Genomic DNA, 25,693 nt, shown 5'->3' on the forward strand with positions numbered 1-25,693 from the left:
ATGTTCTTATGCCGGCCTTTTCCCGCTGTTTTCGGGAGCTAGCGGCCTTTTGAGCGGGGCCAAACTTAAGTGCCGCGCCGCAAATTGTCAAACCAAAAGGAATGGACGGCCAGTCTATTGGCGACAGGATATCCGGTTCCGCTCCATACTCGTAGAGTATTTGTCTAGATAATGCACAGGAAAGTCTGAGGAAATCCCGCGATTCCCGATTTACTGCGCGATACTGGTGGGAACTCGGCGTAATCGCAGGCGTTCGTTGTGTTTTGACTAGTGAATGCCTATAATCCGCGCGGCTTGCGCCATGGTACGGCTACTTTGTATAAGGCTTCATCAGGTCGAGTGCAAAGTAATCAGCAAGCAGCTCGTCCCTCCATTGAAAAGCTAACGGGCGCCCGGTCGTTCAGGGCAACAAGGTGTTTTTCCTGTGAACAAAAACAGACCTGTCAATTTAGACATTTCCACTATAAAGCTTCCCGCTACCGCTGTGGTTTCCATTTTGCATCGTATTTCCGGTGTAGTGCTCTTCGTTGTTGTTGCACTACTACTGTGGATGCTCGATGTCAGTTTGGAATCCGAGCAGGGATTCGCCGAAATTGCAGCGGTATTTAACAGTATCCCTGCCAAGCTCATTCTCTGGGCATCGCTGGCGGCACTTATTTACCACATTCTGGCAGGTGTTCGTCATCTGTTTATGGATATGGGAGTAGGTGAAAGTCTCGAAGGCGGCCGTCGCAGCGCTGTGTCAGTGCTGGTGCTGGCTGTAATCCTTATTCTTCTGGCGGGAGTATGGTTGTGGTAAAAACAGTAACAAGCTTTGGCCGTAGCGGTACTTTCGATTGGCTCTACCAGAGAGTCACTGCGGTAATATTGCTCGCCTATACCCTCTTTATAGTGGGTTTTATCTTTTTCAGTAAAGACTTCGGCTACCAAGCCTGGTCCGAACTGTTCGCCCAGCGCTGGATGCGTGTTTTCAGCCTGGTTGCCTTGCTGTCCACCATTATTCACGCCTGGATTGGCCTCTGGTCCGTGGTAACTGACTACATCACCAACCGGATGATGGGCGGTAAAGCCACTGTTCTGCGCTTGTTCGTAGAAGTGATTCTGGCTGCCGTTGCCGTGTTGTACGCGGTGTGGGGCATTGAAATTCTTTGGGGTGTATAAGCAATGGCGAACATGCGTACTATTTCATTTGACGGGATTGTAATTGGTGGAGGCGGTGCCGGTATGCGCGCTGCCCTGCAGATGGCCCAGTCCGGCTATAAAACTGCGGTTATTACCAAGGTATTCCCGACTCGTTCTCACACAGTATCTGCCCAGGGTGGCATTACCTGTGCAATTGCCAGTTCAGATCCCAACGATGATTGGCGCTGGCACATGTACGATACCGTTAAGGGTTCCGACTATATCGGTGACCAGGACGCTATTGAATATATGTGTTCCGTAGGTCCAGAAGCGGTATTTGAGCTGGAGCACATGGGCCTGCCTTTCTCCCGTACTGAGGAGGGTCGTATTTATCAGCGCCCCTTCGGCGGTCAGTCTAAAGATTTCGGCCGCGGTGGCCAGGCTGCACGTACTTGTGCTGCTGCTGACCGTACCGGCCATGCACTGCTACACACCCTCTATCAAAACAACGTTAAGCACAAAACCGAATTCCTGAATGAATGGTTTGCGATTGACCTGGTGAAGAACCAGGACGGTGCTGTTGTGGGTGTGATCGCCATGTGCATCGAAGATGGCGAAGTGGTTTATATCAAATCCAAAGCGACTGTATTCGCAACCGGCGGTGCCGGTCGTATTTTCGCTTCCACCACCAACGCACACATCAATACCGGTGACGGTGTCGGTATGGCCCTGCGTGCCGGTATGCCGGTGCAGGATATTGAGATGTGGCAGTTCCACCCCACTGGTATTTACGGTGCCGGTGTACTCGTGACCGAAGGTTGTCGCGGTGAGGGTGGCTACCTGATCAATAAAGATGGTGAGCGTTTTATGGAGCGCTATGCGCCCAACGCCAAAGACCTCGCTTCCCGCGACGTTGTGGCTCGCTCTATGGTTCTCGAGATTCTCGACGGCCGCGGCTGTGGCCCGGAAGGCGATCACGTATTCCTGAAGCTTGATCACCTGGGTGAAGAGCTGCTCAACAGCCGTCTGCCCGGTATCTGTGAGCTGTCCAAGACCTTCGCCCACGCCGACCCGGTTAAGGTGCCGATCCCGGTAGTACCTACCTGTCACTATATGATGGGTGGTATTCCCACCAACGTTCACGGTCAGGCTCTGACCCAGGACGCTGCGGGTAACGATCAGATTGTTGATGGCTTCTACGCCTGTGGCGAAGTTGCCTGTGTGTCCGTACACGGAGCCAACCGCTTAGGCGGTAACTCCCTGCTGGACCTGGTGGTATTCGGTCGCGCTTCCGGCCTGTTTATTGAGAAGTCCCTGCGCGAAGGTATCGAGCACCGCGAAGCTTCCGAGTCTGATCTCGAAGCCGCTATGGCTCGCTTGAATCACCTGGAAACCAATGAGAAGGGTGAGAAGGCTGCCGACCTGCGCAAAGAGCTGCAGGGCGTGATGCAGAACCACTTCGGCGTATTCCGTCGCGGCGACTTTATGGCCGAAGGTGTGAAGAAGCTTGCAGATCTGCGCGAGCGTATTGAAAATGTGCGCCTCGAAGACAAGAGCCGCGCGTTTAACACCGCCCGTGTTGAAGCGCTGGAGCTGCAAAACTTACTGGAAGTTGCCGAGGCCACTGCAGTTGCTGCAGAGACCCGCACTGAGAGCCGCGGTGCTCACGCCCGTGAGGACTTCCAGGAGCGCGATGATGAAAACTGGCTGTGCCACTCTATGTATTTCCCCACGGAAAAACGTGTTGGCAAGCGTGCAGTAAACTTCGCGCCTAACACTATGGAAGCCTTTGAACCGAAAGCTCGGACTTACTGATTCGGGAGCGGAATAGAGTATGTTGAAAGTAAGCATTTACCGTTACAACCCGGAAACCGACAAAGCGCCTTATATGCAGGACTATGAACTGGACACCAAGGGCAAGGACCTGATGGTGTTGGACGTTCTGGAACTGCTGAAAGCCGAAGATCAGACCTTGTCTTTCCGTCGTTCCTGCCGTGAGGGCGTTTGTGGCTCTGACGGTATGAACATTTCCGGTCGCAATGGTCTGGCGTGCACTACGCCACTGTCTGAAGCTGCCCCCAAGGGTAAACTGGTTCTGCGTCCGCTGCCGGGCCTGCCTGTTATCCGCGACTTGGTTGTGGATATGGAGCAGTTCTACGAGCAGTACAAGAAGATTGAACCGTACCTGCAAAACGATACCCCGGCTCCGGCCATCGAGCGTCTGCAGTCTCCGGAAGATCGCGAAAAGCTTGACGGTCTGTACGAGTGTATCCTGTGCGCCTGCTGTTCCACTTCCTGTCCGTCTTTCTGGTGGAATCCGGACAAGTTTATCGGCCCAGCTGGTTTGTTGCAGGCTTACCGCTTCCTGGCAGATAGCCGCGACCTGGCTACTGATGAGCGCCTGTCAAATCTGGATGACCCCTTCAGCGTATTCCGTTGTCACGGTATTCAAAACTGTGTCAATGTTTGCCCGAAAGGACTGAATCCGACGCGCGCGATCGGCCATATCCGCAATATGCTGCTGACCCGCGCCGTGTAGGGGATGCTGCGGCCGGTTATCGGCCCGCTGGGGTTCGCGCTCTGCGAACCCGGTGCCAGGTAGGGTGCCAAGCAAACGACAAAAAGCCGGTTCTAACCGGTAAAAAACTGAAAAGGGGAGGTGGCTTTGTGCGCCTCCCCTTTTGTGAGTGAAAGGAAAGCGCAGTGGCTCAAGAGAAGATAAGCACACTGCAATTGAGGTAGGCATCAACATGCACGAAAGTACCATGGAGCAGCTGTGGCGTAGCTCCCATATCTCCGGGGGCAATGCTGCCTACGTGGAGGAGCTTTACGAGACCTATCTGCACGACCCCAACGGTGTCCCCGAGGAGTGGCGCAATTATTTCGATAGCCTCCCCCGCGTTGAGGGCAGCAGCGATGTTTCCCACGCCGCTGTTCGCCAGCACTTTGAGCTGCTCAGCAAACACCGCGCGCGCCCGGTGGCCGCTCCCGGTGCGGCCGGCTCTGCCAATATTGAGCACGAGCGCAAGCAGATTAAAGTTCTGCAACTGATCGATTCCTACCGCCATCGCGGCCATAAAAAAGCGACCCTCGACCCCCTGGGCTTGATGGCTCGTGAACAAGTGCCCGACCTGCAACTGAGCTACCACGGCCTGACTGAGGGTGATTTCGATACCACCTTCAATACCGGTAGCCTGTTCCTCGGTAAAGAAGAGGCGACCCTGCGTGAAATCGTCGAGGGTTTGGAGAATACCTACTGTGGCAACCTGGGTGCGGAGATCATGCATCTCTCCAACCTGGAAGAGCAGCAGTGGTTCCAGCAGCGCCTTGAGCGCAGCCAGTCTAAAGCCAACTTCGGCACCGACATCCAGATTGAAATCCTGCAGCGCCTTTCCGCCGCTGAAGGCCTGGAGCGCCACCTGGACTCCAAGTACCCTGGCACCAAGCGCTTTGGTGTAGAGGGTGGTGAGAGCCTGATCCCGATGATGGACGCTCTGATCCGTCGCTCCGGCACCTACGGGGTGAAGGAAGTGGTGATCGGTATGGCCCACCGCGGTCGTCTGAATACCCTGGTCAATATCCTCGGTAAAAACCCTGCGGATCTGTTCCAGGAGTTTGAAGGCAAGAAGACCCTCGATACTTCCGGTGACGTGAAGTACCACCAGGGCTTCTCTTCCAACGTGATGACTCCCGGTGGTGAAGTGCACTTGGCCCTGGCCTTTAACCCGTCGCACCTGGAAATCAGTGCGCCCGTGGTAGTGGGTTCCGTACGCGCCCGCCAGGATCGCCGCAAAGATGCGACCGGTGAGAAAGTAATGCCGATCAACATCCATGGCGACGCGGCTTTTGCCGGCCAGGGTGTGGTGCAGGAAACCCTGCAGATGTCCCAGACCCGCGGTTACTACACCGGCGGTACTGTGCACATCGTACTGAACAACCAGGTGGGCTTTACCACCAGCAAGCGTGAAGATGCCCGCTCCACTGAGTACTCCACCGATCCCGCTAAGATGATCGATGCGCCGGTGCTGCACGTAAATGGCGACGACCCGGAAATGGTCGTATTGGCCGCGCTGCTGGCGGTGGACTACCGCTACGAATTTAAGAAAGATATCGTTATCGACCTGGTCTGCTACCGTCGTCGCGGCCACAACGAGACCGATGACCCCTCTGGTACCCAGCCTCTGATGTACCAGACTATCCGCAAGCACAAGACTACCCGCACGCTCTATTCCGAGAAGCTGGTGGGCGAGGGCATCCTGGACAAGGTTGCCGCAGACAAGCTGGCCAACGACTACCGCGACAAACTGGATGCCGGTGAAGACGTTGCTACCGGTCTTGTGAAGAAGCCGGACTCCTCCATGTTTGTTGACTGGAGCCCCTACCTGGGCCACGACTGGCAGGTGCCTGCAGATACCGGCTACGCGCTGCCGAAGCTGCAGGATGTCGCTACTCGCATGACCAACGTGCCCGACGGCGTGGTAATGCAGCGCCAGGTCTCCAAAATTTATGAAGACCGCCGCAAAATGGCCGGTGGCGCCCTGCCTCTGAACTGGGGCATGGCGGAAACCCTGGCTTACGGTACTTTGCTGGAAGAGGGCTTTATGGTCCGCTTTACCGGTGAAGACGTGGGTCGCGGTACCTTCTCCCACCGCCACGCGGTGGTTCACAGCCAGAAAGACGGTCAGAGCTATGTGCCTTTGCAGCATATGTTCGAAGACCAGCCGCCTTTCTATATCTACGACTCGCTGCTGTCCGAAGAGGCGGTGTTGGCGTTTGAATACGGCTACGCCACCACGACACCAAAGTCCCTGGTGGTGTGGGAAGCCCAGTTTGGTGACTTCGCCAACGGTGCCCAGGTTGTGATCGACCAGTTCATCACTTCCGGTGAGCACAAGTGGGGCCGTATGTGCGGCCTGGTAATGCTGTTGCCGCACGGCTATGAAGGCCAGGGCCCAGAGCACTCCTCTGCGCGCCTTGAGCGCTTTATGCAGCTGTGTGCGGAGCACAATATCCAGGTGTGTAACGCCACTACCCCGGCACAGATCTTCCACCTGCTGCGTCGCCAGGCGGTGCGCCCAATGCGCCGTCCTCTGGTGATTATGAGTCCAAAGTGGATTCTGCGTCACAAGTTGGCCACCTCCAGCCTGGAAGAGCTGGCGGAAGGTCGCTTCCACAACGTGATCCAGGACCAGGGTGTAGATCCAGACAAGGTGAAGCGTGTGGTTCTGTGTTCCGGCAAGGTTTACTACCACCTGCTGGAAGCCCGTATGGAGCGCGAACAGGAAGATGTGGCGTTCGTACGAATCGAGCAGCTGTACCCATTCCCGGACGAAGAGTTTGTGGAAGCGGTTTCCGCATTCAAGAAGATCAAGAGTGTTGCCTGGTGTCAGGAAGAGCCCATGAACCAGGGCGCCTGGTACTCCAGCCAGCACCACTTGCGTCGCCTGTTGTCGGAAACCCACCCGAAGCTGGATCTGGAATATGTGGGCCGCGCCCCATCCGCAGCACCTGCGGCGGGCTATATGTCCACGCACCTTGAAGAACAGAATAAGTTCATCAACGAGGCGCTGACCGTCAAATAACCGGCGGCAGTAATAAGTGAAGAGTCAATCTCAGGAAACAGAAAAAATGACGATCGAGATTAAAGCGCCAACTTTCCCTGAATCAGTTCAGGACGGAACTGTCGCCACCTGGCATAAACAACCAGGTGAAGCTGTGTCCCGCGATGAACTGATCGTGGATATCGAAACCGATAAAGTTGTGCTGGAAGTTGTTGCACCTGCCGATGGTGCCCTGACTGAAATCATCAAGGGTGAGGGCGATACCGTTCTCTCCAATGAGGTGATTGCCAAGTTTGAAGCGGGCGCTGGCGCAGCTGCTGCCCCGGCGGAAGAAAAAGCAGAAGCTCCGGCTGCCGAAGCCGCAGCTCCTGCGGCTGGCGACAAAATTGCCATGCCATCTGCCAAGAAAATGGCTGCTGAGAAGGGCGTAGACCTGGCCGGTGTTGAAGGCACTGGCAAGGGTGGTCGCGTTCTCAAGGAAGACGTAATGAAAGCGGGCACTGCGCCGGCTGCCGCTGCTGCACCTGCCGCCGCTGTTGCTGAAGTTGCGGTTGCTCCGGGTGAGCGCGTAGAGAAGCGTGTTCCCATGACCCGTATGCGCAAGCGTATCGCTGAGCGCCTGCTGGACGCTTCCCAGTCCACCGCCATGCTCACCACCTTTAACGAGGTGAACATGAAGCCGATTATGGACCTGCGCAAGAACTACAAAGACCTGTTCGAGAAGACCCACAACGGCACTCGTCTGGGCTTTATGGGCTTCTTCGTAAAAGCTGCAGTAGAAGCGCTGAAGCGTTACACCGCAGTGAATGCGTCTATCGACGGCAACGATATCGTTTACCACGGTTACCAGGATATCGGTGTAGCGGTTTCCTCTCCGAAAGGCCTGGTTGTGCCGATTCTGCGCAATGCGGAGAACATGGGTCTGGCGGATATGGAAAACAATATCCGCGATCTGGGTGTTCGCGCCCGCGATGGCAAACTGTCTATCGAAGAGATGACTGGCGGTACCTTCACCATCACCAACGGTGGTGTATTCGGTTCCCTGCTGTCCACTCCGATTCTGAACCCACCGCAAACTGCAATTCTGGGTATGCACAAAATCCAGGAGCGCCCGATGGCGGTAAATGGCAAGGTGGAAATCCTGCCGATGATGTACCTGGCGCTGTCCTATGACCACCGTCTGATCGACGGTAAGGAAGCAGTTGGCTTCCTGGTAGCGATCAAGGAAATGATCGAAGATCCAGCGCGTATCTTGCTCGAAGTTTAAACAATAAATCTTGGGGCCTGCGGGCCCCCTCGATCACACTGCATTAGAAATATCTGGAACTGATCATGTCCGAAAAATTTGACGTAATCGTAATTGGCTCCGGTCCTGGTGGTTATGTCGCTGCCATCCGTGCCGCTCAGTTGGGCTTGAAAACGGCTTGTATCGAAAAGTGGAAAAACAAGGAAGGTAAATACGTAAATGGCGGTACCTGCCTGAACGTTGGCTGTATTCCTTCCAAGGCACTGCTGGACAGCTCCTGGAAATACCACGAAGCCAAAGATGCTCTCGACGTGCACGGCATTGAAGTCGGCAAGGTCAAGATGGATGTGAGCAAGATGATCGAGCGCAAAGGCGAGATCGTTAAGAAACTGACCGGTGGTGTAGCAGGTCTGTTCACCGCCAATAAAGTGACCTCCATTTTCGGCACCGGCAAACTGCTGGCGAACAAGAAAGTGGAAGTAACCGACGACGAAGGCAACAGCACAGTCTACGAAGCTGAAAATGTCATTCTGGCTTCCGGTTCTGTACCGGTAAATATTCCGCCCGCTCCGGTAGACAACAAAATTATTGTCGATTCCACCGGTGCACTGGAATTCGCTGAAACTCCAAAGCGTTTGGGTGTTATCGGTGCCGGTGTTATCGGTCTGGAGCTGGGTTCTGTATGGAACCGCCTGGGCTCCGAAGTGGTTGTTCTTGAAGCGATGGACAAGTTCCTGGCGATCATGGACCAACAGGTTGCCAAAGAGTCCCAGAAGATCTTCAAGAAGCAGGGCCTGGATATCCGCCTCGCTTGCCGCGTAACCGGCTCCGAAGTGAAAGGCGAAGAAGTGGTTGTTACTTACCAGGACAAAGATGGTAAAGAGCACCAGGAAACTTTCGACAAGCTGATCGTTTGCGTTGGTCGTCGCCCTTACACCGAAGGCCTTCTGTCTGAAGATGCTGGTGTGAAGATGGACGAGCGTGGATTCATCTATGTCAACGACTTGTGCATGACTTCTGCACCGGGCGTATGGGCGATTGGTGACGTGGTACGTGGCCCAATGCTGGCACACAAGGCCTCAGAAGAAGGTGTTGTGGTTGCCGAGCGCATTGCCGGCCAAAAGCCGATGATGAACTACGACGTGATTCCCAACGTTATTTACACTCACCCGGAAATCGCTGCGGTCGGCCGCACAGAAGAGCAGGTGAAGGCCGATGGCGAGCCCTACAACGTAGGCAGCTTCCCGTTTGCTATCAACGGCCGCGCTATGGCCGCCAACGATACCCAGGGCTTTGTGAAAATCATTGCTCACGCGGAAACTGACCGCGTACTGGGTGCCCATATTGTTGGCCCGTCTGCCGCAGACCTGGTTCAGCAAGTGGCGATCGCGATGGAATTCGGCTCCAGTGCTGAAGACATCGGTATGACGGTATTTGCGCACCCGACTCTTTCCGAAACTGTGAAAGAAGCGGCGCTGGGAGTGAACGGCCATGCGATTCACACCGTAAATCGCAAGAAGCGCAAGTAAGAATATTTTTCGATTTCGGGGCACTAATTATTGATTAATTAGCGCCCCGGTTTCATTTGTGGAATTTGAAATTTGCAACGACGGAAATTTTAAATTTCTCTTTCAGGTGCAGAGTGATCTGCAATTAGTAAACACATTTTATATGTGAATTGGTATTGACTATGAACTTGCATGAGTATCAGGGCAAACAACTGTTTGCGGAATACGGATTGCCGGTTTCCAAAGGCATTGCAGCGGAAACCCCGGCAGCGGCAGCAGCAGCGGCTGACGAAATTGGCGGTGATAAGTGGGTAGTAAAGGCCCAGGTACACGCTGGTGGCCGCGGTAAGGCTGGCGGTGTAAAGCTGGTAGATTCCAAGGCAGAGATTGAAGAGTTTGCCAAGAAGTGGCTGGGCGAGCGTCTGGTAACTTATCAAACAGACGAAAATGGCCAGCCGGTTTCCCGTATCCTGGTTGAAAGCTGCACTGACATCGACCAAGAACTGTACCTTGGCGCTGTTGTTGACCGCTCCACCCGTCGTATCGTTTTCATGGCTTCCACCGAAGGCGGCGTTGAGATCGAGAAAGTAGCGGAAGAGACTCCAGAAAAAATCCTGAAAGCCACTATCGATCCGCTGGTAGGCGCTCAGCCTTACCAAGCGCGCGAGCTGGCTTTCAAACTGGGCCTGAACCCGACTCAGGTTAAGCAGTTCACCAAGATCTTCCTCGGCCTGGCAAAAATGTTCCAGGAAAAAGATCTGGCCCTGCTGGAAATCAACCCGCTGGTAATCACCACCGAAGGCAACCTGCACTGCTTGGACGCCAAAGTGGTAATCGACAGCAACGCGCTATACCGCCACGCTGACCTGCGCGAAATGCACGATCCTTCCCAGGAAGATTCCCGTGAAGCGCACGCTGCCAAGTTCGACCTGAACTACGTAGCTCTCGATGGCAACATCGGCTGCATGGTAAACGGTGCTGGTCTGGCCATGGGTACCATGGACATCGTAAACCTGCACGGCGGCAAGCCAGCTAACTTCCTGGACGTTGGCGGCGGCGCGACCAAAGAGCGCGTTGTTGAAGCGTTCAAGATCATCCTGTCTGACGAGAACGTAAAAGCCGTACTGATCAACATCTTCGGTGGTATCGTTCGCTGTGACATGATCGCCGAAGGCGTTGTGGGCGCAGTAAAAGAAGTTGGCGTTAAAGTACCGGTTGTTGTTCGCCTGGAAGGTAACAACGCAGATCTGGGCGCCAAGGTTCTGAGCGACAGTGGCCTGAACATTATCGCGGCTACCAGTCTGACCGATGCGGCTCAGCAAGTGGTTAAAGCTGCGGAGGGTAAATAATCATGTCAGTATTGATTAACAAAGACACTAAAGTAATCTGCCAGGGCTTCACCGGCTCCCAGGGTACTTTCCACTCCGAGCAAGCGATTGCTTACGGCACCAAGATGGTTGGTGGTGTAACTCCGGGTAAAGGCGGCCAGACTCACCTGGGCCTGCCAGTATTCGACACCGTTAAAGAAGCGGTAGAGAAGACCGGCGCTGAAGCTTCCGTAATCTACGTACCTGCGCCTTTCTGTAAGGATTCCATCCTGGAAGCGGCCAACGCTGGTATCAAGCTGATTGTTTGTATCACCGAAGGTATTCCGACTCTGGATATGCTCGACGCTAAAGTGAAGTGCGACGAGCTGGGCGTGCGCCTGATCGGCCCGAACTGCCCGGGTGTTATCACTCCGGGTGAGTGCAAGATCGGTATTATGCCAGGTCACATCCACAAGCCGGGTAAAGTGGGTATCGTTTCCCGTTCCGGTACCCTGACCTATGAAGCGGTTAAGCAAACCACCGACTACGGCTTTGGCCAGTCCACCTGTGTGGGCATCGGTGGTGACCCCATCCCGGGTTCCAACTTCATCGATATCCTGGAAATGTTCCAGAACGATCCGCAGACCGAAGCAATCGTTATGATCGGTGAGATCGGTGGCACTGCTGAAGAAGAAGCAGCTGCTTACATCAAGGAAAATGTTACCAAGCCTGTAGTTTCCTACATCGCTGGTGTAACTGCTCCTCCCGGCAAGCGTATGGGTCACGCGGGCGCGATCATCTCTGGTGGTAAAGGCACTGCCGATGAGAAATTTGCTGCTCTGGAAGATGCTGGTGTTAAAACCGTGCGCTCCCTGGCTCAGATCGGCGATGCTCTGAAGGAAATTACTGGCTGGTAAGTAATTGCCAACTTTTAGTTTTCAAAAAAGCCACCCATTGGGTGGCTTTTTTTATGGCTGTATAAAGTCGGGTCAGATTAGGCAGGATTGCGCTGGGCTCCCCCAGTAAATAGTTTTACCTATCTTTACATTTTCATGGTGTTTACAGTTTTATCTGTTGTTAAGTTTTCTTTTTTTCGCTGAAAATTGATTTCCATTCTCTCTTCATTTTTGTACTTCTATCTATAGGTCGCGTAAGTCCGCGTTTTATAAGGCTTTTCTTGTGGTTCCTGGTTCTTTTGGTTGCTTGCTGAAAATATTTGAATATTTTTTATTACAGAAATCGATTTTGGTTTTGGTGTTTGGAAAAGGTTTTTTGTGATCTCTTCCCTCTTTTTGTTTTCTATTTCTGTCGGGTGAATTTTGACTTGCCGAATTTGGTGCGGCAGTGTTGGTTCTCGTTATGGCAGCGAAAATAACTTTTCAGGAGGTGCGTCAGCATGGGGCTAGCTATAGATAAAAATATTCGAAAAATATCCTATAAGATAGACTTTGGTGGATTTTCTTTGGATAGGAATGAAGAGGTAGGTGGGGTTTGGCCGAATGGTGTGGTGAAATATTACGTGCCCTCCAATTTAGATTCCGGTTATGTTAATTCGGTAAAAAAGGCTATGTCTCATTGGGAAATTTGCATTTATCGAAAGTTCAGATTTGCAGCGATTAAGTTCCTGCAGGTTGGAGCGGCAGGCCGTGGAGTGGTTACCATTAAGGACGACCGCAGTAGTGCGACGGTAGGGTTTACCAATAAAACCGATCAATATTGTGGTGTAGATTGGAAAACTAATAGAGCAGCGATTGCCTCCCTTCCCCATGAAATCGGTCATACACTGGGTTTGGCCCACGAACACATGCGTGCCGACGCCCCTCTGTCAGTGAAGAACACACTGGACTCCCTGCAGCAGCAAACTCGGGTGCAAACCCTCACCAGGTTTTTAACACACAATTCTGCTTTTGATGGAAACTCCATCATGATGTATGACGACCAGGCAAGGGCACTGGGGATTGTAAAAAACACTCGCGAGGGAGGCTGTAAAATATCGGCCAATCAGGTGAATAGTTCTACCTGGAATCCCAGTGCTGGGGATCTGGATATGCTTTCATATCTCTATGATGGCAATCGTCAGACCTTGCCCCATTCTTTTGCCGGGCCTTTGATGTAGCCGAAAGAACTAGGGTGCGATGTGGTTATTTTTTTGGAATAAAAAATAAGGGAGTTTTTTGCTCCCTTTTTTATGTTTCTACATGGTGTCGGGCTGAGCTGTAGCGGCCTCTTTAAAGTTCAATTTCATATCTGTTAATTAAGAAAAGACTTTGCTGGGTTTTGCCAGGAAAATATTGCCTTTTCGGTGTCGATGATTATTAACTGTCAGCTCTTAATGTGGCAGATAAAAATTCATTATCGTAAGCTGTAAATCGTGGCGTCCTATTGATCTAAATTCTGAAGAGTAACTCTAACTTACCTGTCAAATTTTAGCGGCTAGGGGTATAGGTAATATAGATACCACTGCTTTTCTAATTTTCCTTTCTCGTAGCTGGTGATATACACGACTTGCCCCCACTCCTATACTGCCGAAAACCAATTGTTTAGGAGCGAATATGACCAGGGCATTGATTGGGGTGATTGGAGGAAGTGGCCTTTACGATATGCCGGGGCTGACTGAGGTGGAGGAGGTCCATATCGACACTCCCTTTGGCAGGACTTCGGACGCCATTGTCTGCGGTAAGCTCGCAGGTGTACCAGTAGCTTTCCTGGCCCGTCATGGTCGCAATCATCACCTGATCCCCTCCCAAGTACCTTATCGGGCAAATATCCATGCCCTGCGCCAGCTCGGCGTGCGCTACATCCTGTCTCTCTCGGCTGTGGGCTCCCTAGAGGAAGAGGTACGGCCGCTGGATATGTTAATCCCCGATCAGTTCATTGATATGACTCGCCGGCGGCAGAGTACCTTTTTTGGAGATGGCGCGGTTGCCCATGTGTCCATGGCCGATCCAGTATGCTCTGCTGTCGCTGATAGTTTGGCGCGTGCTTTCACGCTGACCCAGGCAGAGCAGCCAATTGAGTTACACCGAGGCGGCAGTTATATCTGTATCGAGGGCCCACAGTTTTCCACCCGTGCCGAGTCCCACTGGTATCGCAGTATGGGGGCGTCGGTTATCGGCATGACCAATATGCCTGAGGCCAAGTTGGCCCGGGAGGCACAAATTGCCTACGCCACGCTGGCTATGGCTACTGACTATGATTGTTGGCACCCTCGTGAGGAGGCGGTAACCGCAGAGGTAGCGATTGCGAATCTTCAACAAAATGCCATGCGCGCCCAGCAGATTGCGATGGAAGCCATACGTATATTAGGCGCTGAGCAACCGGAGTCCTCCGCTCATACAGCGCTGTTGAGCGGTCTGGTGACTCCCCTCGAAGCTATGCCTGAGGAAACACAAGCTGTAATAAAACCACTGCTCGCTCCGACAGAACCGGAGCTTGAAGAAATGGAGCAGTGATATCGATGCGTGAGACCTTACCCCTGCTGGAGCTATCGGACTTCCCCTCTCTGCACCGAGGGGCCATTGAGACCTTGCAGGTCAATATTGGCTACCGTTGTAATCAGCGCTGTTTACACTGCCACGTCAATGCTGGGCCTAATCGAACCGAGATGATGTCGGACGACAATTTGGCGCTGTTATTGGAAGTTCTTACGGTCCGTAAACCCCGTGTGCTGGATGTGACTGGTGGGGCCCCGGAATTGCACTGGGGTTTTCGATCCCTTGTAAGAGGGGCGCGAGAGCGCGGAGTACATGTAATAGATCGCTGTAACCTGACAGTTCTTTTTGAGCCGGGCCAGGAAGATACTGCTGAATTCCTCGCTGAAAACCAGGTTGAGGTCGTTGCCTCCCTGCCGTGTTACTCAATCGATAATGTCGATAAGCAACGAGGTAAAGGGGTATTCGATAAGAGCATTGCGGCGCTACAAAAATTAAATGCATTGGGCTATGGCAAGCCCGGCAGTGGCTTAGAGCTCAACTTGGTCTATAACCCCCAGGGACCCTTTTTACCCCCGGAGCAAAGTGCTTTGGAGGCGGACTACCGAAGAGAGTTGGCGAACCACTTCTCCATTAAATTTAATCATTTGTTCGCTCTCGCCAATATGCCAATCAAGCGTTTTGGTTCCATGTTGGTTTCCAAGGGGCAGTTTCACGATTATATGGCGCTACTTAAAGACAGTTACAGTGCGGATAATCTCGCTGATGTTATGTGTCGTAGCTTGGTTAGCGTCGATTGGCAGGGAAACCTATTTGATTGCGATTTTAACCAACAACTCAATATGCCTATTCCCGGCCGATTACATTTGCGAGATTTAATCGAGATGGATCTGAAGGGATCGGCAATTTGCGTTGCAGATCACTGTTACGGTTGTACAGCCGGGCAGGGCAGTAGTTGTGGTGGGGCTCTCTAGCTTTTTGTTATGGCGGATGGAACCTGAAAACGATGAGTAAAAAAATCCTGCTGGTAGCCGCCATTGTTGTATTGGTGGTGGCTTTCTACGTGCTTGATCTGCACCACTGGTTGAGCCTGGAAAAGTTAAAGGATGGAGCGGAGGACTTTAAGCGCTGGCAGATGTCGTCGCCGCTTTTAGTCGGATTTTTGTTTCTGGTCTTCTATATTTTGGTGACTGGCTTATCACTTCCCGGGGCAGCAATTCTAACTATTGCAGCCGGCGCATTGTTCGGTCTTTTCTGGGGTACTGTAATCGTTTCTTTTGCTTCCAGTATCGGTGCCACCCTGGCCTTTTTAATGGCTCGATATTTATTCCGAGACTATATTCAGGGGCGTTTCTCAGAGCGGCTTCAAGTCGTCAATAAGGGAATTGAGCGGGAGGGAGCATTTTACCTTTTTGCGCTGCGATTGGTGCCGGCTTTCCCTTTTTTCCTAATTAATATCTTGATGGGGCTCACCCATATTAAAGCTTGGACTTTCTACTGGGTTAGTCAGCTCGGGATGCTGGCGGGTACGATAGTTTACGTAAACGCGGGAACTCAATTGATGAGAGTGGAAAATCTCAAGGATATTTTATCTTTACCACTGTTGTTATCTTTTGTTCTCTTGGGTGTATTTCCCTTAATTGCAAAATATGCGCTCAACTGGCTTAAGCGCAGGCGTCAGGCTGGATGATCTAATTATGCAGAAACCTAAGAAGTTTGATCGTAACTTAATTGTCGTTGGTGGTGGTGCGGCGGGCCTGGTTACGGCTTACATCTCTGCGGCGATAAAAGCAAGAGTCACTTTGATCGAAGCAGGTAAAATGGGGGGAGATTGTCTCAATACCGGCTGTGTACCCAGTAAAGCATTGATTATGTGTGCGCGACAGGCCCATAGGGCAAGATGTGCGGGTGAGTTTGGGGTTGTACTCCATGAGCCAACAATTAATTTTCCCCGGGTTATGCAACATATCAAGGAGTCGATTAAAACTATTGAACCCAATGATAGTGTGGAGCGCTATAACGAGCTGGGGGTTGAAGTGCTCAAGGGAACTGCAGAGCTTATCGATCCCTGGACAGTTAAAACCCAATTAAATAGTGGAGGGGAGAAAACCCTGACGGCAAGGGCTATTGTACTAGCCACTGGCGCCGAGCCGAGTGTTCCGCCTTTTCCTGGGCTCGATCAAGTGAATTACCTCACCAGTGATACTTTATGGGAGCGGTTTTCTCAGTTAAAAACCCCTCCCCACAGGCTGGTATTACTGGGTGGGGGAGCTATTGGTTGTGAGCTGGCACAAGCCATGGCCAGGTTGGGTTCGGAAGTGGTTCTGGTGGAGAGGTCCGACACTATATTATTGGAGTTGGATGCTGACGTATCTGCGGCCGTCGCTGAGGCGCTTACTCTGGATGGCGTTAAAATTTTGACAGACCACGAAGCTGTTGAGTTTGAAGGTGTTCCTGATCGAGAAGGAGGCATACTCATTGTAGAAAATAAGGGCGATAGGGTTAAGCTCGAGTTTGATGAGGTGATACTAGCTCTCGGCAGAAAGGCGAAAGTAACCGACGAAGGTCTCGAGAACCTGGACTTGCTGGATAATGGCAGGTTGAAACTTGATGGCTACCTGCGAACTCGCTATCCACATATCCTTGCAGCTGGGGATGTGGCAGGGCCATACCAATTTACCCATATGGCCTCACACCAAGCTTGGTATGCAGCGGTAAATGCCCTTTTCGGTGACATTAAAAAATTTGCCGTAGACTACTCTCTGGTTCCCAGTGCTGTATTTGTCGATCCGGAAGTGGCGACTGTAGGCCTTTCTGAAAAAACTGCTAGTGAGCAGGGAGTGAATTACGAGATAACCCGCTATGATATCGAGCATTTGGACCGAGCTATAGTCGATGGTGCGCGGCGAGGATTTGTCAAAGTCCTTACGGTGCCGGGAAAAGATAAAATACTAGGTGTTTCTATTGTTGGGGAAAATGCTGCAGAACTAATTGCGGAGTTTATTTTAGCGATGAAGCATGGGTTGGGGTTGAATAAAATTCTCTCAACCATCCATATCTATCCGACCATGAGTGAAGCCAATAAATTTGTCGCGGGCAATTGGAAACGTGCTCACGCACCAGCAGCTATTTTACGTTTCTTAGAGGTTTTTAACCGCTGGAGGCGCAACTAATGCAATTCAGTGTGATAGTTCCTCTATTAAATGAAAAGGAACACATAGCCTCTTTACTGGAGCACTTGCAGCAATTGAGCGTGCAGGAAGATTGTGAGGTTATTGTCGTAGACGGCGGCAGTACCGATGGTAGTGTTGAGACCCTAGAGCAGTCTGGTTTGCAGCTGGTCCACGCCACTCGGGGTAGGGCGGTTCAGATGAATGCCGGTGCGTTAATGGCTAAAGGTCAGTGGTTAGTGTTTTTGCATGCCGATAGCCGTCTACCCGCAGATGCCCTCAAGTCCATCACAAACCTCGAAAAGGAGAATGCCCACTGGGGGCGTTTTAATATTCAAATTGTCGGACACAGTTTTTGGTTTCCCTTGATTGCGACTTTAGTTAATTTACGCTCTCGTTTTAGTGGTATTGCTACAGGGGATCAGGCTATTTTTGTGCGCCGTGGTTTGTTCGAAGCTATCGGTGGATTCCCTGCGCAGTCGTTGATGGAAGATATTGAGCTGAGTCGTCGTTTGCGCAGTTATTACTGGCCCTATTGTTCTCGGGAAAAAGTAGAAACCTCAGGACGTCGCTGGGAAAAGTACGGCGTATTGAGAACTATTTTATTGATGTGGCGATTGCGTTTTGATTACTGGCGGGGCGTATCAGCAGAGAGTTTGGCAAAGCGCTATGAGTAGTTTTCTATTGCCGCGCATGCGTCTTGTAGTGATGGCTAAGGCTCCGTTGCCAGGGTATGCAAAAACTCGGCTAATTCCTACTTTGGGAGAGAAGGGCGCAGCCGCTCTCGCATTACAGTTATTACAGGATACATTGGCAGAAGCGGTTAAGGCGGATCTGGGCCCTGTCGAGCTGCATGCTGCGCCTAACTCCAGGCACCCTTTCTGGCAGGAGTTCAAGTTGCCTCAGGGGGTAAAGCTTTACAGCCAGTCAGAAGGTGATCTCGGTCAGCGCTTGTGGCGGGCTGCGAAAAGTTCTTATGCCGCTGGCCAGGGGCTATTTTTGTTGGGGACAGATTGCCCTGCATTAAATGCAGAAAGAATCCGAGCCGCAGCTGTGGCGCTAGTGCATACGGACTCCGTTATGTATCCCGCAAATGATGGTGGCTACACCCTGTTGGGATTGAAGTACCTGCATTCTCGCTTGTTTGAAGATATATGTTGGAGTACTGAAGTCGTTGCCCAGCAAACCCTGGAGCGATTACTGGAATGTGATATGCAGTGTCAGCAATTGGATGTGCTTGCGGATATTGATGACCCTGAGGATTTGCAGTTTTTACCTGGAGCTCTTTCGAGGAGTCTGGCAGATTTTCGGGAAGCAGATTAAAAGCAATCGAGAGTAAGGGGTATTTCTAGCTTGAACCAGGAAGTGCCGGCTCTAGGAATATAACTTCCCGCGTGACCTGCCAGCGCCCATCTTCATAAACCAAATCGATCGCCAGTTTTAACAGTTGCTCCTGGCCAGCCAAATTGTTTTTTCGCGAGAAGATTACTAAAGCACTGTTTTCACTTGCCACTATGTGGTGAATTTTTTTCCAGTCGTTGAGAGGTAGTTCACCCGCGTCACGCTTGGCTTTAAACATATTGATGAAGGCCGTTTTGTCTGCCACCGTGACCCGGTCCGAAGGGTCTAGTATGAAGACCTGCATTTCCTGGTGGTAGACACTTTCCAGTTCGTCTTCTCTGCAGTACACCCCGGCCTGCACGAGGTAGTCAATAAACTGCTCGATCTCTCTTACCGTATCTGGATTATCCATTGCTCAGGCACTCCAATCGGGACCAGATGAATATAGATTAAGGTGGAGATATTTGGGGCTTTCTTCGGCCAGGCTAAGCTGGCCTAGAGGGGGATTAGAGAGCGGGGGCGGCGCTGGCTTCGGAATTCACTGCGCTGTGCTCAGCAAGGATCCCGCCGTTTTCATCATTGGCTGCGGCCAATCGTTGTTCCTCGATGCGGCTACTCCAGCTCAGAAGGGCTTGATAGTGGCGGATATTCTGTACATAAGTCACCGGCTCCCAGCCTCGGGCATAGCCGTGTTTGGTGGTCTTGTAATACTGGCGCTTGGCCAGAAGGGGCAGGTGTTCGCGCACATCGGGCCAAAGATCTGGATTGCCGCCCATTCGTTCTGTCAGTACCCGGGCATCCTCAAGGTGGCCATAGCCTACGTTGTAGGCAGCCAGGGCCATCCAGGTTCTGTCGGGCTCGCGAATGCGATCCGGCAGTTTGTTGCGGATTTGTACGATATAGCGGGCACCACCCTCAATGCTCTCTTCGGGGTTTAGGCGGTTTACACCGAGATCTTTTGCGGTGTTCAGAGTCAGCATCATCAGGCCTCGCACACCGGTGCGAGAGCGGGCACGCGGATTCCAATAGGATTCCTGGTAGCTGAGGGCCGCTAGCAGGTGCCAGTCGAGGTCATATTGGTCGGCAACCTTTTGCATGGTGCCGCGCCACTGGGGCAGGCGCTCGCGGCTGCGCTTGGCAAAGGCCTTGGCGCCGCCCACATTTAGGTCGCTGACGTGGCCAAAAAACTCTTCCCGCAACTGGGCAATCATGCCATTGGTATTGGCGCGCAACATAAAGCGGCGTGCACTGCGATAGAGGCTGTCGTCATCACTTTGTGGGAAGGCCCAGGAAACCGGCTGGAACTGGGTGAGGTTGAACGCAACCGCGGTGTTTGGGTAAAGGCCGCGGTGAACCGCATAGGCGTTGGAATCGACAATTGCATAATTGTATTTTCCTTCCTGCACCATCTCTACCAATTCCATGGCGTCCACGTCGGAAACTTCCTCCCAATCCAACTCGGTATAGCGGGCGGAGAGTTTCTTCATTTCTTCTGCGTGAGCGCTACCCGCGATGACGGCGACCTTTTTTCCTTCGAGATCGCTAGTTTTGCGCGGCCGCTTTTCGCCAACTCGGTAGATAACCTGCTGGCGAATTTCAAAATAGGATGGGGTAAAGCGGACTTGTTCGCGACGCTCTGGAGTTACCGTGAGGCCGGCAGCTGCGAAGTGCGCGCCACCCTCCGGGTCGCGCAGCTGGTCGAACATTTCGTCCAGATCGTGCACGTCGCGAATTACCAATTTCACCCCCAGCTCTTCAGCAAATGCACGCAGCATGCCGTATTCAAAGCCGGTCGGGTTGCCAGAGGCGTCTTCGTAATAAGTGGTGGGGCCGTTTTGTGACAGGACAACCAATTCACCGGTGGCTTTGACACGCTCGAGTGTATTCGGTGCTTTACTGGCAACCAGCAGGGAGGCGCAGCAGGACAAGGCGATCCCTTTGCACACACGGCGGACGTAGCGCAGCATACGGCTTTTCATCATCATAGGCTGTCCTCTCTAGCTAGTCCGTTGGTTTATTTGCTGTTGTGCCTAAGGCCCTGTATGTCGATTTCGCTCTCAAATACGAGGGCAAAATTTGACGCAGTCCGCCAATTTTACATTATTTGACGACAATCTGCCCAGTTTGTCTTTTGAACACTGTGATCTGCGCGCTTGCAAAGCATTACAGACTTAGATAGGCGAGCCTGACTTTGATACAAAGTTGGTTTATTTACAGCCAAGCTTGCTGGTCTTTTGAACATTCAGGTTACTAATTAGTTCATGTGTACCCAAGTGTCGGGCGGGTGTGTTGGAGTAGCGATGCTTCAGGTACAATTGCGCCTCTCAAATTTCCGGGGCCTTGTGCGAAATCCCATTCGCGCAATCTTTCTCATTTAGACAAGAGGCTATCTCCCGCAATGTTAGTTCTGCGTGGTGCTCCTGCACTGTCGAAATTCCGCCATAAAAACCTGCTCAATCAACTGCGCGCGCTGCAACCGACCATCGACGATCTCTACGCTGAGTTCGTTCACTTTGCAGACAGCGACTCACTGGATAACCAGGAGATGGCCCTGCTGGAGCGACTGCTCCAATACGGCCCAACCGAGGAAAAGCACGAGCCGAAAGGCGAGTTGATCCTGGTCGTGCCGCGTCCGGGCACAATTTCTCCCTGGTCTTCCAAGGCTACTGACATTGCTCATAACACTGGCCTGAACAAAGTTCATCGCCTGGAGCGTGGCATCGCCTACTACGTTACCGGTGTCGAGTTAACTGAAGCTGAACGCCTTGTGCTGGCCTCCCGCTTACACGATCGTATGGTTGAAGCGGTATTCACCGATTTTGCTCAAGCTGAGCAATTATTTGTGGAAGAAGCGCCGCGCCCGTTGCGCGGTGTGGATATTCTCGAGGGCGGTCGCGAAGCTCTGGAAGATGCCAATGTCACCTTGGGCTTGGCCTTGGCTGAGGATGAGATTGATTACCTGCTCACCAGTTTCCAAGAGCTGGAGCGCAATCCCACAGATGTAGAGCTGATGATGTTTGCCCAGGCAAACTCCGAGCACTGCCGCCACAAGATCTTCAATGCCTCCTGGACCATCGACGGCGAAGAAATGCCGCACTCCCTGTTCGGCATGATCAAGAATACCTACCAGAAGGGGGGGGACAATGTGTTATCCGCCTATGCGGATAATGCAGCCGTCGTTACTGGTAGCGAAGCGGGGCGTTTCTACCCGGATCCTGACAGCAAGGAATACGGTTTCAGCACTGAAGCCATTCATCTGCTGATGAAAGTTGAAACCCACAATCACCCTACCGCGATTGCTCCTTTCTCCGGTGCTGGTACCGGGGCCGGTGGTGAAATTCGTGATGAAGGTGCAGTTGGCCGTGGCTCCAAACCAAAAGTGGGCCTGACCGGTTTTACGGTTTCCAACTTGCGCATTCCCGGCTGGGAGCAGCCTTGGGAAGCCAACTATGGCAAGCCTGAGCGTATTGTTACCGCTCTGGATATTATGATCGAAGGCCCGATCGGTGGTGCAGCATTTAACAATGAGTTTGGCCGCCCGAATATCTGCGGTTACTTCCGTACCTTTGAAGAAAATTTCGATGGCGAGCGTCGCGGCTATCACAAGCCGATCATGTTGGCTGGTGGGTACGGCAATATCCGCGAAGAGCATGTAGACAAGCCCGAGTTTTCCCCTGGCGCAAAACTGGTAGTGCTGGGTGGCCCGGCGATGTTGATTGGCCTCGGTGGTGGTGCAGCCTCCAGTATGGCCAGCGGCTCCAGCTCTGAAGATCTGGATTTCGCTTCAGTACAGCGCCAAAACCCGGAAATCGAGCGTCGCTGCCAAGAGGTGATCGACCAGTGCTGGCAGCTGGGTGAGAGCAATCCTATTGCCTTTATCCACGATGTGGGTGCGGGCGGTTTGTCCAATGCTTTCCCCGAGTTGGTGAAAGATGGCGGTACCGGCGGTAATTTTGAACTGCGCAATGTGCCCTGTGATGAGCCGGGTATGAGCCCGCTGGAAATCTGGTGTAACGAATCCCAGGAACGCTATGTATTGGCAGTGATGCCGGAAGACCTGGAGCGCTTCGAGCAAATCTGTGAGCGTGAGCGCGCGCCTTACGCCGTTGTCGGTGAAGCTACCGAAGACAAGCACCTGCTGTTAAATGACAAGAAGTTTGAATCCAAGCCTGTGGACCTGCCGATGTCGGTGTTGTTCGGCAAGCCGCCGCGCATGCACCGTGAAGCAGAAACTCGCCAGGTGGAAAGTAAGGCATTTTCCACAGTAGATATCGACCTGAATGAAGCGGCTGAGCGGGTGCTGCGCCTGCCCACAGTGGCTAGCAAGAGCTTCCTAATCACTATCGGTGACCGCACTGTAACCGGTCAGGTTTCCCGCGATCAGATGGTCGGTCCCTGGCAGGTGCCGGTGGCCGATTGCGCGGTAACTACCGTTGCCTATGACAGCTACGCCGGCGAAGCCATGTCTATGGGTGAGCGCACCCCGGTGGCATTGCTGGATGCACCGGCCTCGGGCCGCCTGGCAGTGGGTGAGGCAATTACCAATATCGCCTGTACCCCAGTGAAGCAACTGTCCGATATCAAACTCTCCGCCAACTGGATGTGTGCAGCGGGCCATCCGGGTGAAGAGGAAAAACTTTATCGAACCGTAGAAGCGGTGGGTATGGAGTTGTGTCCTGAATTGGGCATTACCATCCCGGTGGGCAAAGACTCCATGTCTATGCGCACTGCCTGGGAGGAAGAGGGCGAGCAGAAATCGGTTACTGCACCGCTGTCTCTGGTAATTTCTGCCTTTGCTCCGGTAACTGATGTCCGCAAGACAGTGACACCGCAGCTGCGCACCGATAAAGGTGAGAGTGAGTTACTGTTTATCGATCTGGGTGCCGGCAAAAATCGCTTGGGCGGCTCCTGTCTGGCGCAGGTCTACAACGAGCTGGGTGACAAGCCCGCAGACATGGACGATGCCAAGAAGCTGAAAGGTTTCTTCGAGGTGGTACAGCAGGCTCTGAATGAAGACCTGATCATGGCCTACCACGACCGCGCTGACGGCGGTTTGTTTACAACCCTGGCGGAAATGGGCTTTGCCGGCCGCGTGGGTATGGATGTGGAAATCTACGAATTGGGTGAAGACCCGATTGCGGCGCTGTTCAGTGAAGAGTTGGGTGCGGTATTGCAGGTTCCCGCCTGTGAAGCGGATATGCTGGTACAGCGCTTTGCCGCTGTGGGTGTACCCACCCACAAGATCGGTTACCTGAACAATAACGAACACCTGTGCATCACCAATAACGGTGTTGAAATCTTCAAGCGCTCCCGTGCTGAATTGCAGCAGATCTGGTCGGAAACCAGCTTCCGTATCCAGTCCCTGCGCGATAACGCCGAGTGCGCCGAGCAGGAATTCGCTGCAATTGCCAAGGAAGACCCGGGCCTGACTGTAAACCTCACGTTCGATATCAACGACGATATCAGCGCACCCTATATCGCTAAAGGTGTTCGCCCGAAAGTTGCTGTACTGCGAGAGCAGGGTGTGAATAGCCAAGTGGAAATGGCGCACTCTTTCCACCGCGCTGGCTTTAACGCTGTCGACGTACATATGAGTGACATCCTGTCTGGCCGTGTAGCGTTGGATGAGTTCAAAGGCTTGGTGGGCTGTGGTGGCTTCTCTTACGGCGACGTACTGGGTGCCGGTGAGGGGTGGGCTAAAACCATCCTGTTTAACGATCGTGCCCGCGATCAGTTTGAGGGCTTCTTCAATCGCAACGATACCTTCGGCTTGGGGGTGTGTAACGGTTGCCAGATGTTCTCTGTGATCAAAGAGCTGATTCCAGGTGCGGATCACTGGCCGCGCTTTGTACGCAACCTCTCTGAGCAATATGAAGCGCGCTTCGCACTGGTAGGCATTGAAGACTCACCTTCCGTGTTGTTTAAAGGTATGGCGGGTACTTATATGCCGGTTGCCGTTGCTCATGGTGAGGGGCGCGTAGAGTTTGCTGACCAGCAGGCGCTGGAGAAGTGTGAAGCTTCCGGCACTATCGCGATGCGCTACCTGAATAACAAAGGGGAAATTACCCAAACTTATCCGGCCAACCCCAACGGCTCGGTAAATGGTATTACCTCCCTGAGTTCTGAGGATGGCCGCGTGACTATTATGATGCCGCATCCTGAGCGTGTTGCTCGGGCTGTCAGCAATAGCTGGCATCCAGATGAGTGGAAAGAAGATTCCGGCTGGATGCGCTTGTTCCGCAACGCGCGGGTGTTTGTCGACTAAGACAAGTCATTCCCTCGGTTTTTGCCTGCCGAGGTACGCGTAAAGATTGTGGTGGCCGTTTCAGGTCACCACAATCTTTAGTAAAAATAGAAATATTTCTGTAATATTTTTCAGCCCTTTCATTTCTTGGCGTATTTTTTCCCTTCCTTAAAGTAGAAACTTCAGCTACTGCTATACTTAAACGATTATTCGAAATAACGTTTTTGCTATGGTGCAGTTATCTGTTGTATTTGCAGTTTACTTGCTCATTGCTCCATCCAATGTCTTGCTGGGATTAGGGTTCACATTTAATTCCGCTCGATTCTTTTCAAATTTCATCGTTTTTAACCTTTTCAGAAAAAAGCAGTTTCTGAGGGGGTATTCCTGCCTGGTAAAAGTGATTAAGGAGAAAACTATGGCGTACAGCGAAACTCTGGCTGAAAAAGTGCGCAAATTACTTCAGGGAAATGAAGGCCTCAGTGAAAAGCAGATGTTTGGAGGTCTCGCTTTTATGTTGAATGGCAATATGGCCTGTGGGGTTGTTGGAGAGGAGTTGATGGTCCGGGTTGGGCCTGATGAGTATCAAACTGCGTTGGCCGAACGCTATACCCGGCCTATGGATTACACCGGGCGCCCCTTAAAAGGCATGGTGTATGTGGAAGAAGATGCTGTCGCAGAGGATTTGGATAACTGGGTCAGTCGTGGAGCGGTATTTGCGGGCTCACTTCCTCCAAAATAATCGCTTATATTCACTGAACTTAGC

General features: G+C 52.5%; 20 protein-coding genes. 18 read left to right on the top strand and 2 right to left on the bottom strand.

Annotation, left to right across the window (positions count from 1 at the left end; translation table 11 throughout):
* The first annotated feature begins 424 nt into the window (after nucleotides 1-424).
* The 16 genes from sdhC to ACJJIN_RS00250 all read left to right on the top strand — a co-directional run bounded on the left by sdhC (nucleotide 425) and on the right by ACJJIN_RS00250 (nucleotide 18,668).
* The gene (sdhC, locus tag ACJJIN_RS00175) at nucleotides 425-799 is read left to right on the top strand and encodes a succinate dehydrogenase, cytochrome b556 subunit (RefSeq protein WP_282933825.1); all 375 of its coding nucleotides are present in this window, start codon (nucleotides 425-427) and stop codon (nucleotides 797-799) included.
* Nucleotides 793-1,161: a succinate dehydrogenase, hydrophobic membrane anchor protein gene (gene sdhD / locus ACJJIN_RS00180; RefSeq protein WP_282933824.1), complete on the top strand. Its 369-nt coding sequence runs from the start codon at nucleotides 793-795 to the stop codon at nucleotides 1,159-1,161. The genes sdhC and sdhD overlap by 7 nt, the downstream gene beginning before the upstream one ends.
* A 3-nt stretch (nucleotides 1,162-1,164) precedes the next feature.
* Complete coding sequence (gene sdhA, locus ACJJIN_RS00185; protein WP_282933823.1) at nucleotides 1,165-2,937, top strand: succinate dehydrogenase flavoprotein subunit; 1,773 nt, start codon at nucleotides 1,165-1,167, stop codon at nucleotides 2,935-2,937.
* 19 nt (nucleotides 2,938-2,956) lie between these two features.
* Nucleotides 2,957-3,661 (top strand): succinate dehydrogenase iron-sulfur subunit, encoded by a 705-nt coding sequence (locus tag ACJJIN_RS00190; RefSeq protein ID WP_282933822.1) that lies wholly within the window; start codon nucleotides 2,957-2,959, stop codon nucleotides 3,659-3,661.
* A 211-nt stretch (nucleotides 3,662-3,872) separates the two neighbouring features.
* On the top strand, nucleotides 3,873-6,704 hold the full coding sequence (locus ACJJIN_RS00195) for a 2-oxoglutarate dehydrogenase E1 component (protein ID WP_282933821.1): 2,832 nt from the start codon (nucleotides 3,873-3,875) through the stop codon (nucleotides 6,702-6,704).
* Nucleotides 6,705-6,750: 46 nt separating this feature from the next.
* Nucleotides 6,751-7,950: a 2-oxoglutarate dehydrogenase complex dihydrolipoyllysine-residue succinyltransferase gene (odhB, locus tag ACJJIN_RS00200; RefSeq protein ID WP_282933820.1), complete on the top strand. Its 1,200-nt coding sequence runs from the start codon at nucleotides 6,751-6,753 to the stop codon at nucleotides 7,948-7,950.
* 65 nt (nucleotides 7,951-8,015) lie between these two features.
* Nucleotides 8,016-9,458, top strand: a complete 1,443-nt coding sequence (gene lpdA, locus ACJJIN_RS00205; RefSeq protein ID WP_282933819.1) for a dihydrolipoyl dehydrogenase — start codon at nucleotides 8,016-8,018, stop codon at nucleotides 9,456-9,458.
* 161 nt (nucleotides 9,459-9,619) lie between these two features.
* Nucleotides 9,620-10,786, top strand: a complete 1,167-nt coding sequence (gene sucC / locus ACJJIN_RS00210; protein WP_282933818.1) for an ADP-forming succinate--CoA ligase subunit beta — start codon at nucleotides 9,620-9,622, stop codon at nucleotides 10,784-10,786.
* Nucleotides 10,787-10,788: 2 nt separating this feature from the next.
* The gene (sucD, locus tag ACJJIN_RS00215; protein WP_108734154.1) at nucleotides 10,789-11,661 is read left to right on the top strand and encodes a succinate--CoA ligase subunit alpha; all 873 of its coding nucleotides are present in this window, start codon (nucleotides 10,789-10,791) and stop codon (nucleotides 11,659-11,661) included.
* Nucleotides 11,662-12,140: 479 nt separating this feature from the next.
* Nucleotides 12,141-12,860 carry a M12 family metallopeptidase gene (locus tag ACJJIN_RS00220; protein WP_444896421.1) on the top strand — a complete coding sequence of 240 codons (720 nt, stop codon included), beginning with the start codon at nucleotides 12,141-12,143 and terminating at the stop codon, nucleotides 12,858-12,860.
* A 436-nt stretch (nucleotides 12,861-13,296) separates the two neighbouring features.
* The gene (gene mtnP / locus ACJJIN_RS00225; RefSeq protein ID WP_444896422.1) at nucleotides 13,297-14,196 is read left to right on the top strand and encodes an S-methyl-5'-thioadenosine phosphorylase; all 900 of its coding nucleotides are present in this window, start codon (nucleotides 13,297-13,299) and stop codon (nucleotides 14,194-14,196) included.
* A gap of 5 nt (nucleotides 14,197-14,201) precedes the next feature.
* Nucleotides 14,202-15,149, top strand: coding sequence for an arsenosugar biosynthesis radical SAM (seleno)protein ArsS (gene arsS, locus ACJJIN_RS00230; RefSeq protein WP_444896423.1), 948 nt, complete (start codon nucleotides 14,202-14,204; stop codon nucleotides 15,147-15,149).
* Nucleotides 15,150-15,181: 32 nt separating this feature from the next.
* Nucleotides 15,182-15,865: a TVP38/TMEM64 family protein gene (locus ACJJIN_RS00235; RefSeq protein WP_282933814.1), complete on the top strand. Its 684-nt coding sequence runs from the start codon at nucleotides 15,182-15,184 to the stop codon at nucleotides 15,863-15,865.
* A 7-nt stretch (nucleotides 15,866-15,872) separates the two neighbouring features.
* Nucleotides 15,873-17,348: a dihydrolipoyl dehydrogenase family protein gene (locus ACJJIN_RS00240; RefSeq protein ID WP_444896424.1), complete on the top strand. Its 1,476-nt coding sequence runs from the start codon at nucleotides 15,873-15,875 to the stop codon at nucleotides 17,346-17,348.
* Nucleotides 17,348-18,022, top strand: coding sequence for a TIGR04283 family arsenosugar biosynthesis glycosyltransferase (locus tag ACJJIN_RS00245; protein WP_444896425.1), 675 nt, complete (start codon nucleotides 17,348-17,350; stop codon nucleotides 18,020-18,022). Before ACJJIN_RS00240 ends, ACJJIN_RS00245 begins: the two co-directional genes overlap by 1 nt.
* Nucleotides 18,015-18,668: a TIGR04282 family arsenosugar biosynthesis glycosyltransferase gene (locus ACJJIN_RS00250; protein WP_444896426.1), complete on the top strand. Its 654-nt coding sequence runs from the start codon at nucleotides 18,015-18,017 to the stop codon at nucleotides 18,666-18,668. Before ACJJIN_RS00245 ends, ACJJIN_RS00250 begins: the two co-directional genes overlap by 8 nt.
* A gap of 25 nt (nucleotides 18,669-18,693) precedes the next feature.
* Here ACJJIN_RS00250 and ACJJIN_RS00255 read toward each other — a convergent pair whose 3' ends face one another.
* Together ACJJIN_RS00255 and mltF are read right to left on the bottom strand one after the other, a co-directional pair.
* Nucleotides 18,694-19,098: a hypothetical protein gene (locus tag ACJJIN_RS00255; RefSeq protein ID WP_444896427.1), complete on the bottom strand. Its 405-nt coding sequence runs from the start codon at nucleotides 19,096-19,098 to the stop codon at nucleotides 18,694-18,696.
* 94 nt (nucleotides 19,099-19,192) lie between these two features.
* On the bottom strand, nucleotides 19,193-20,671 hold the full coding sequence (gene mltF, locus ACJJIN_RS00260; RefSeq protein ID WP_444896428.1) for a membrane-bound lytic murein transglycosylase MltF: 1,479 nt from the start codon (nucleotides 20,669-20,671) through the stop codon (nucleotides 19,193-19,195).
* Between the two features lie 413 nt (nucleotides 20,672-21,084).
* On the opposite strand from mltF, the gene purL reads away from it, so the two are divergent.
* Together purL and ACJJIN_RS00270 are read left to right on the top strand one after the other, a co-directional pair.
* The gene (purL, locus tag ACJJIN_RS00265) at nucleotides 21,085-24,951 is read left to right on the top strand and encodes a phosphoribosylformylglycinamidine synthase (protein ID WP_444896429.1); all 3,867 of its coding nucleotides are present in this window, start codon (nucleotides 21,085-21,087) and stop codon (nucleotides 24,949-24,951) included.
* A 394-nt stretch (nucleotides 24,952-25,345) separates the two neighbouring features.
* Entirely contained in the window at nucleotides 25,346-25,669 is a 324-nt protein-coding gene (locus tag ACJJIN_RS00270) for a TfoX/Sxy family protein (RefSeq protein WP_282933807.1), read from the top strand.
* Nucleotides 25,670-25,693 lie beyond the last annotated feature (24 nt).

The sequence above is a fragment of the Microbulbifer maximicatervae (SeqCode) genome (assembly GCF_052467505.1).

Excerpts from the sequence above, each read along its gene's own strand:
- sdhA (WP_282933823.1), top strand. The coding sequence starts at position 1,165 with ATGGCGAACATGCGTACTATTTCATTTGACGGGATTGTAATTGGTGGA.
- ACJJIN_RS00190 (WP_282933822.1), top strand. The coding sequence starts at position 2,957 with ATGTTGAAAGTAAGCATTTACCGTTACAACCCGGAAACCGACAAAGCG.
- ACJJIN_RS00195 (WP_282933821.1), top strand. The coding sequence starts at position 3,873 with ATGCACGAAAGTACCATGGAGCAGCTGTGGCGTAGCTCCCATATCTCC.
- odhB (WP_282933820.1), top strand. The coding sequence starts at position 6,751 with ATGACGATCGAGATTAAAGCGCCAACTTTCCCTGAATCAGTTCAGGAC.
- lpdA (WP_282933819.1), top strand. The coding sequence starts at position 8,016 with ATGTCCGAAAAATTTGACGTAATCGTAATTGGCTCCGGTCCTGGTGGT.
- sucC (WP_282933818.1), top strand. The coding sequence starts at position 9,620 with ATGAACTTGCATGAGTATCAGGGCAAACAACTGTTTGCGGAATACGGA.
- sucD (WP_108734154.1), top strand. The coding sequence starts at position 10,789 with ATGTCAGTATTGATTAACAAAGACACTAAAGTAATCTGCCAGGGCTTC.
- ACJJIN_RS00220 (WP_444896421.1), top strand. The coding sequence starts at position 12,141 with ATGGGGCTAGCTATAGATAAAAATATTCGAAAAATATCCTATAAGATA.
- mtnP (WP_444896422.1), top strand. The coding sequence starts at position 13,297 with ATGACCAGGGCATTGATTGGGGTGATTGGAGGAAGTGGCCTTTACGAT.
- arsS (WP_444896423.1), top strand. The coding sequence starts at position 14,202 with ATGCGTGAGACCTTACCCCTGCTGGAGCTATCGGACTTCCCCTCTCTG.
- ACJJIN_RS00235 (WP_282933814.1), top strand. The coding sequence starts at position 15,182 with ATGAGTAAAAAAATCCTGCTGGTAGCCGCCATTGTTGTATTGGTGGTG.
- ACJJIN_RS00240 (WP_444896424.1), top strand. The coding sequence starts at position 15,873 with ATGCAGAAACCTAAGAAGTTTGATCGTAACTTAATTGTCGTTGGTGGT.
- ACJJIN_RS00245 (WP_444896425.1), top strand. The coding sequence starts at position 17,348 with ATGCAATTCAGTGTGATAGTTCCTCTATTAAATGAAAAGGAACACATA.
- ACJJIN_RS00250 (WP_444896426.1), top strand. The coding sequence starts at position 18,015 with ATGAGTAGTTTTCTATTGCCGCGCATGCGTCTTGTAGTGATGGCTAAG.
- ACJJIN_RS00255 (WP_444896427.1), bottom strand. The coding sequence starts at position 19,098 with ATGGATAATCCAGATACGGTAAGAGAGATCGAGCAGTTTATTGACTAC.
- mltF (WP_444896428.1), bottom strand. The coding sequence starts at position 20,671 with ATGATGATGAAAAGCCGTATGCTGCGCTACGTCCGCCGTGTGTGCAAA.
- purL (WP_444896429.1), top strand. The coding sequence starts at position 21,085 with ATGTTAGTTCTGCGTGGTGCTCCTGCACTGTCGAAATTCCGCCATAAA.
- ACJJIN_RS00270 (WP_282933807.1), top strand. The coding sequence starts at position 25,346 with ATGGCGTACAGCGAAACTCTGGCTGAAAAAGTGCGCAAATTACTTCAG.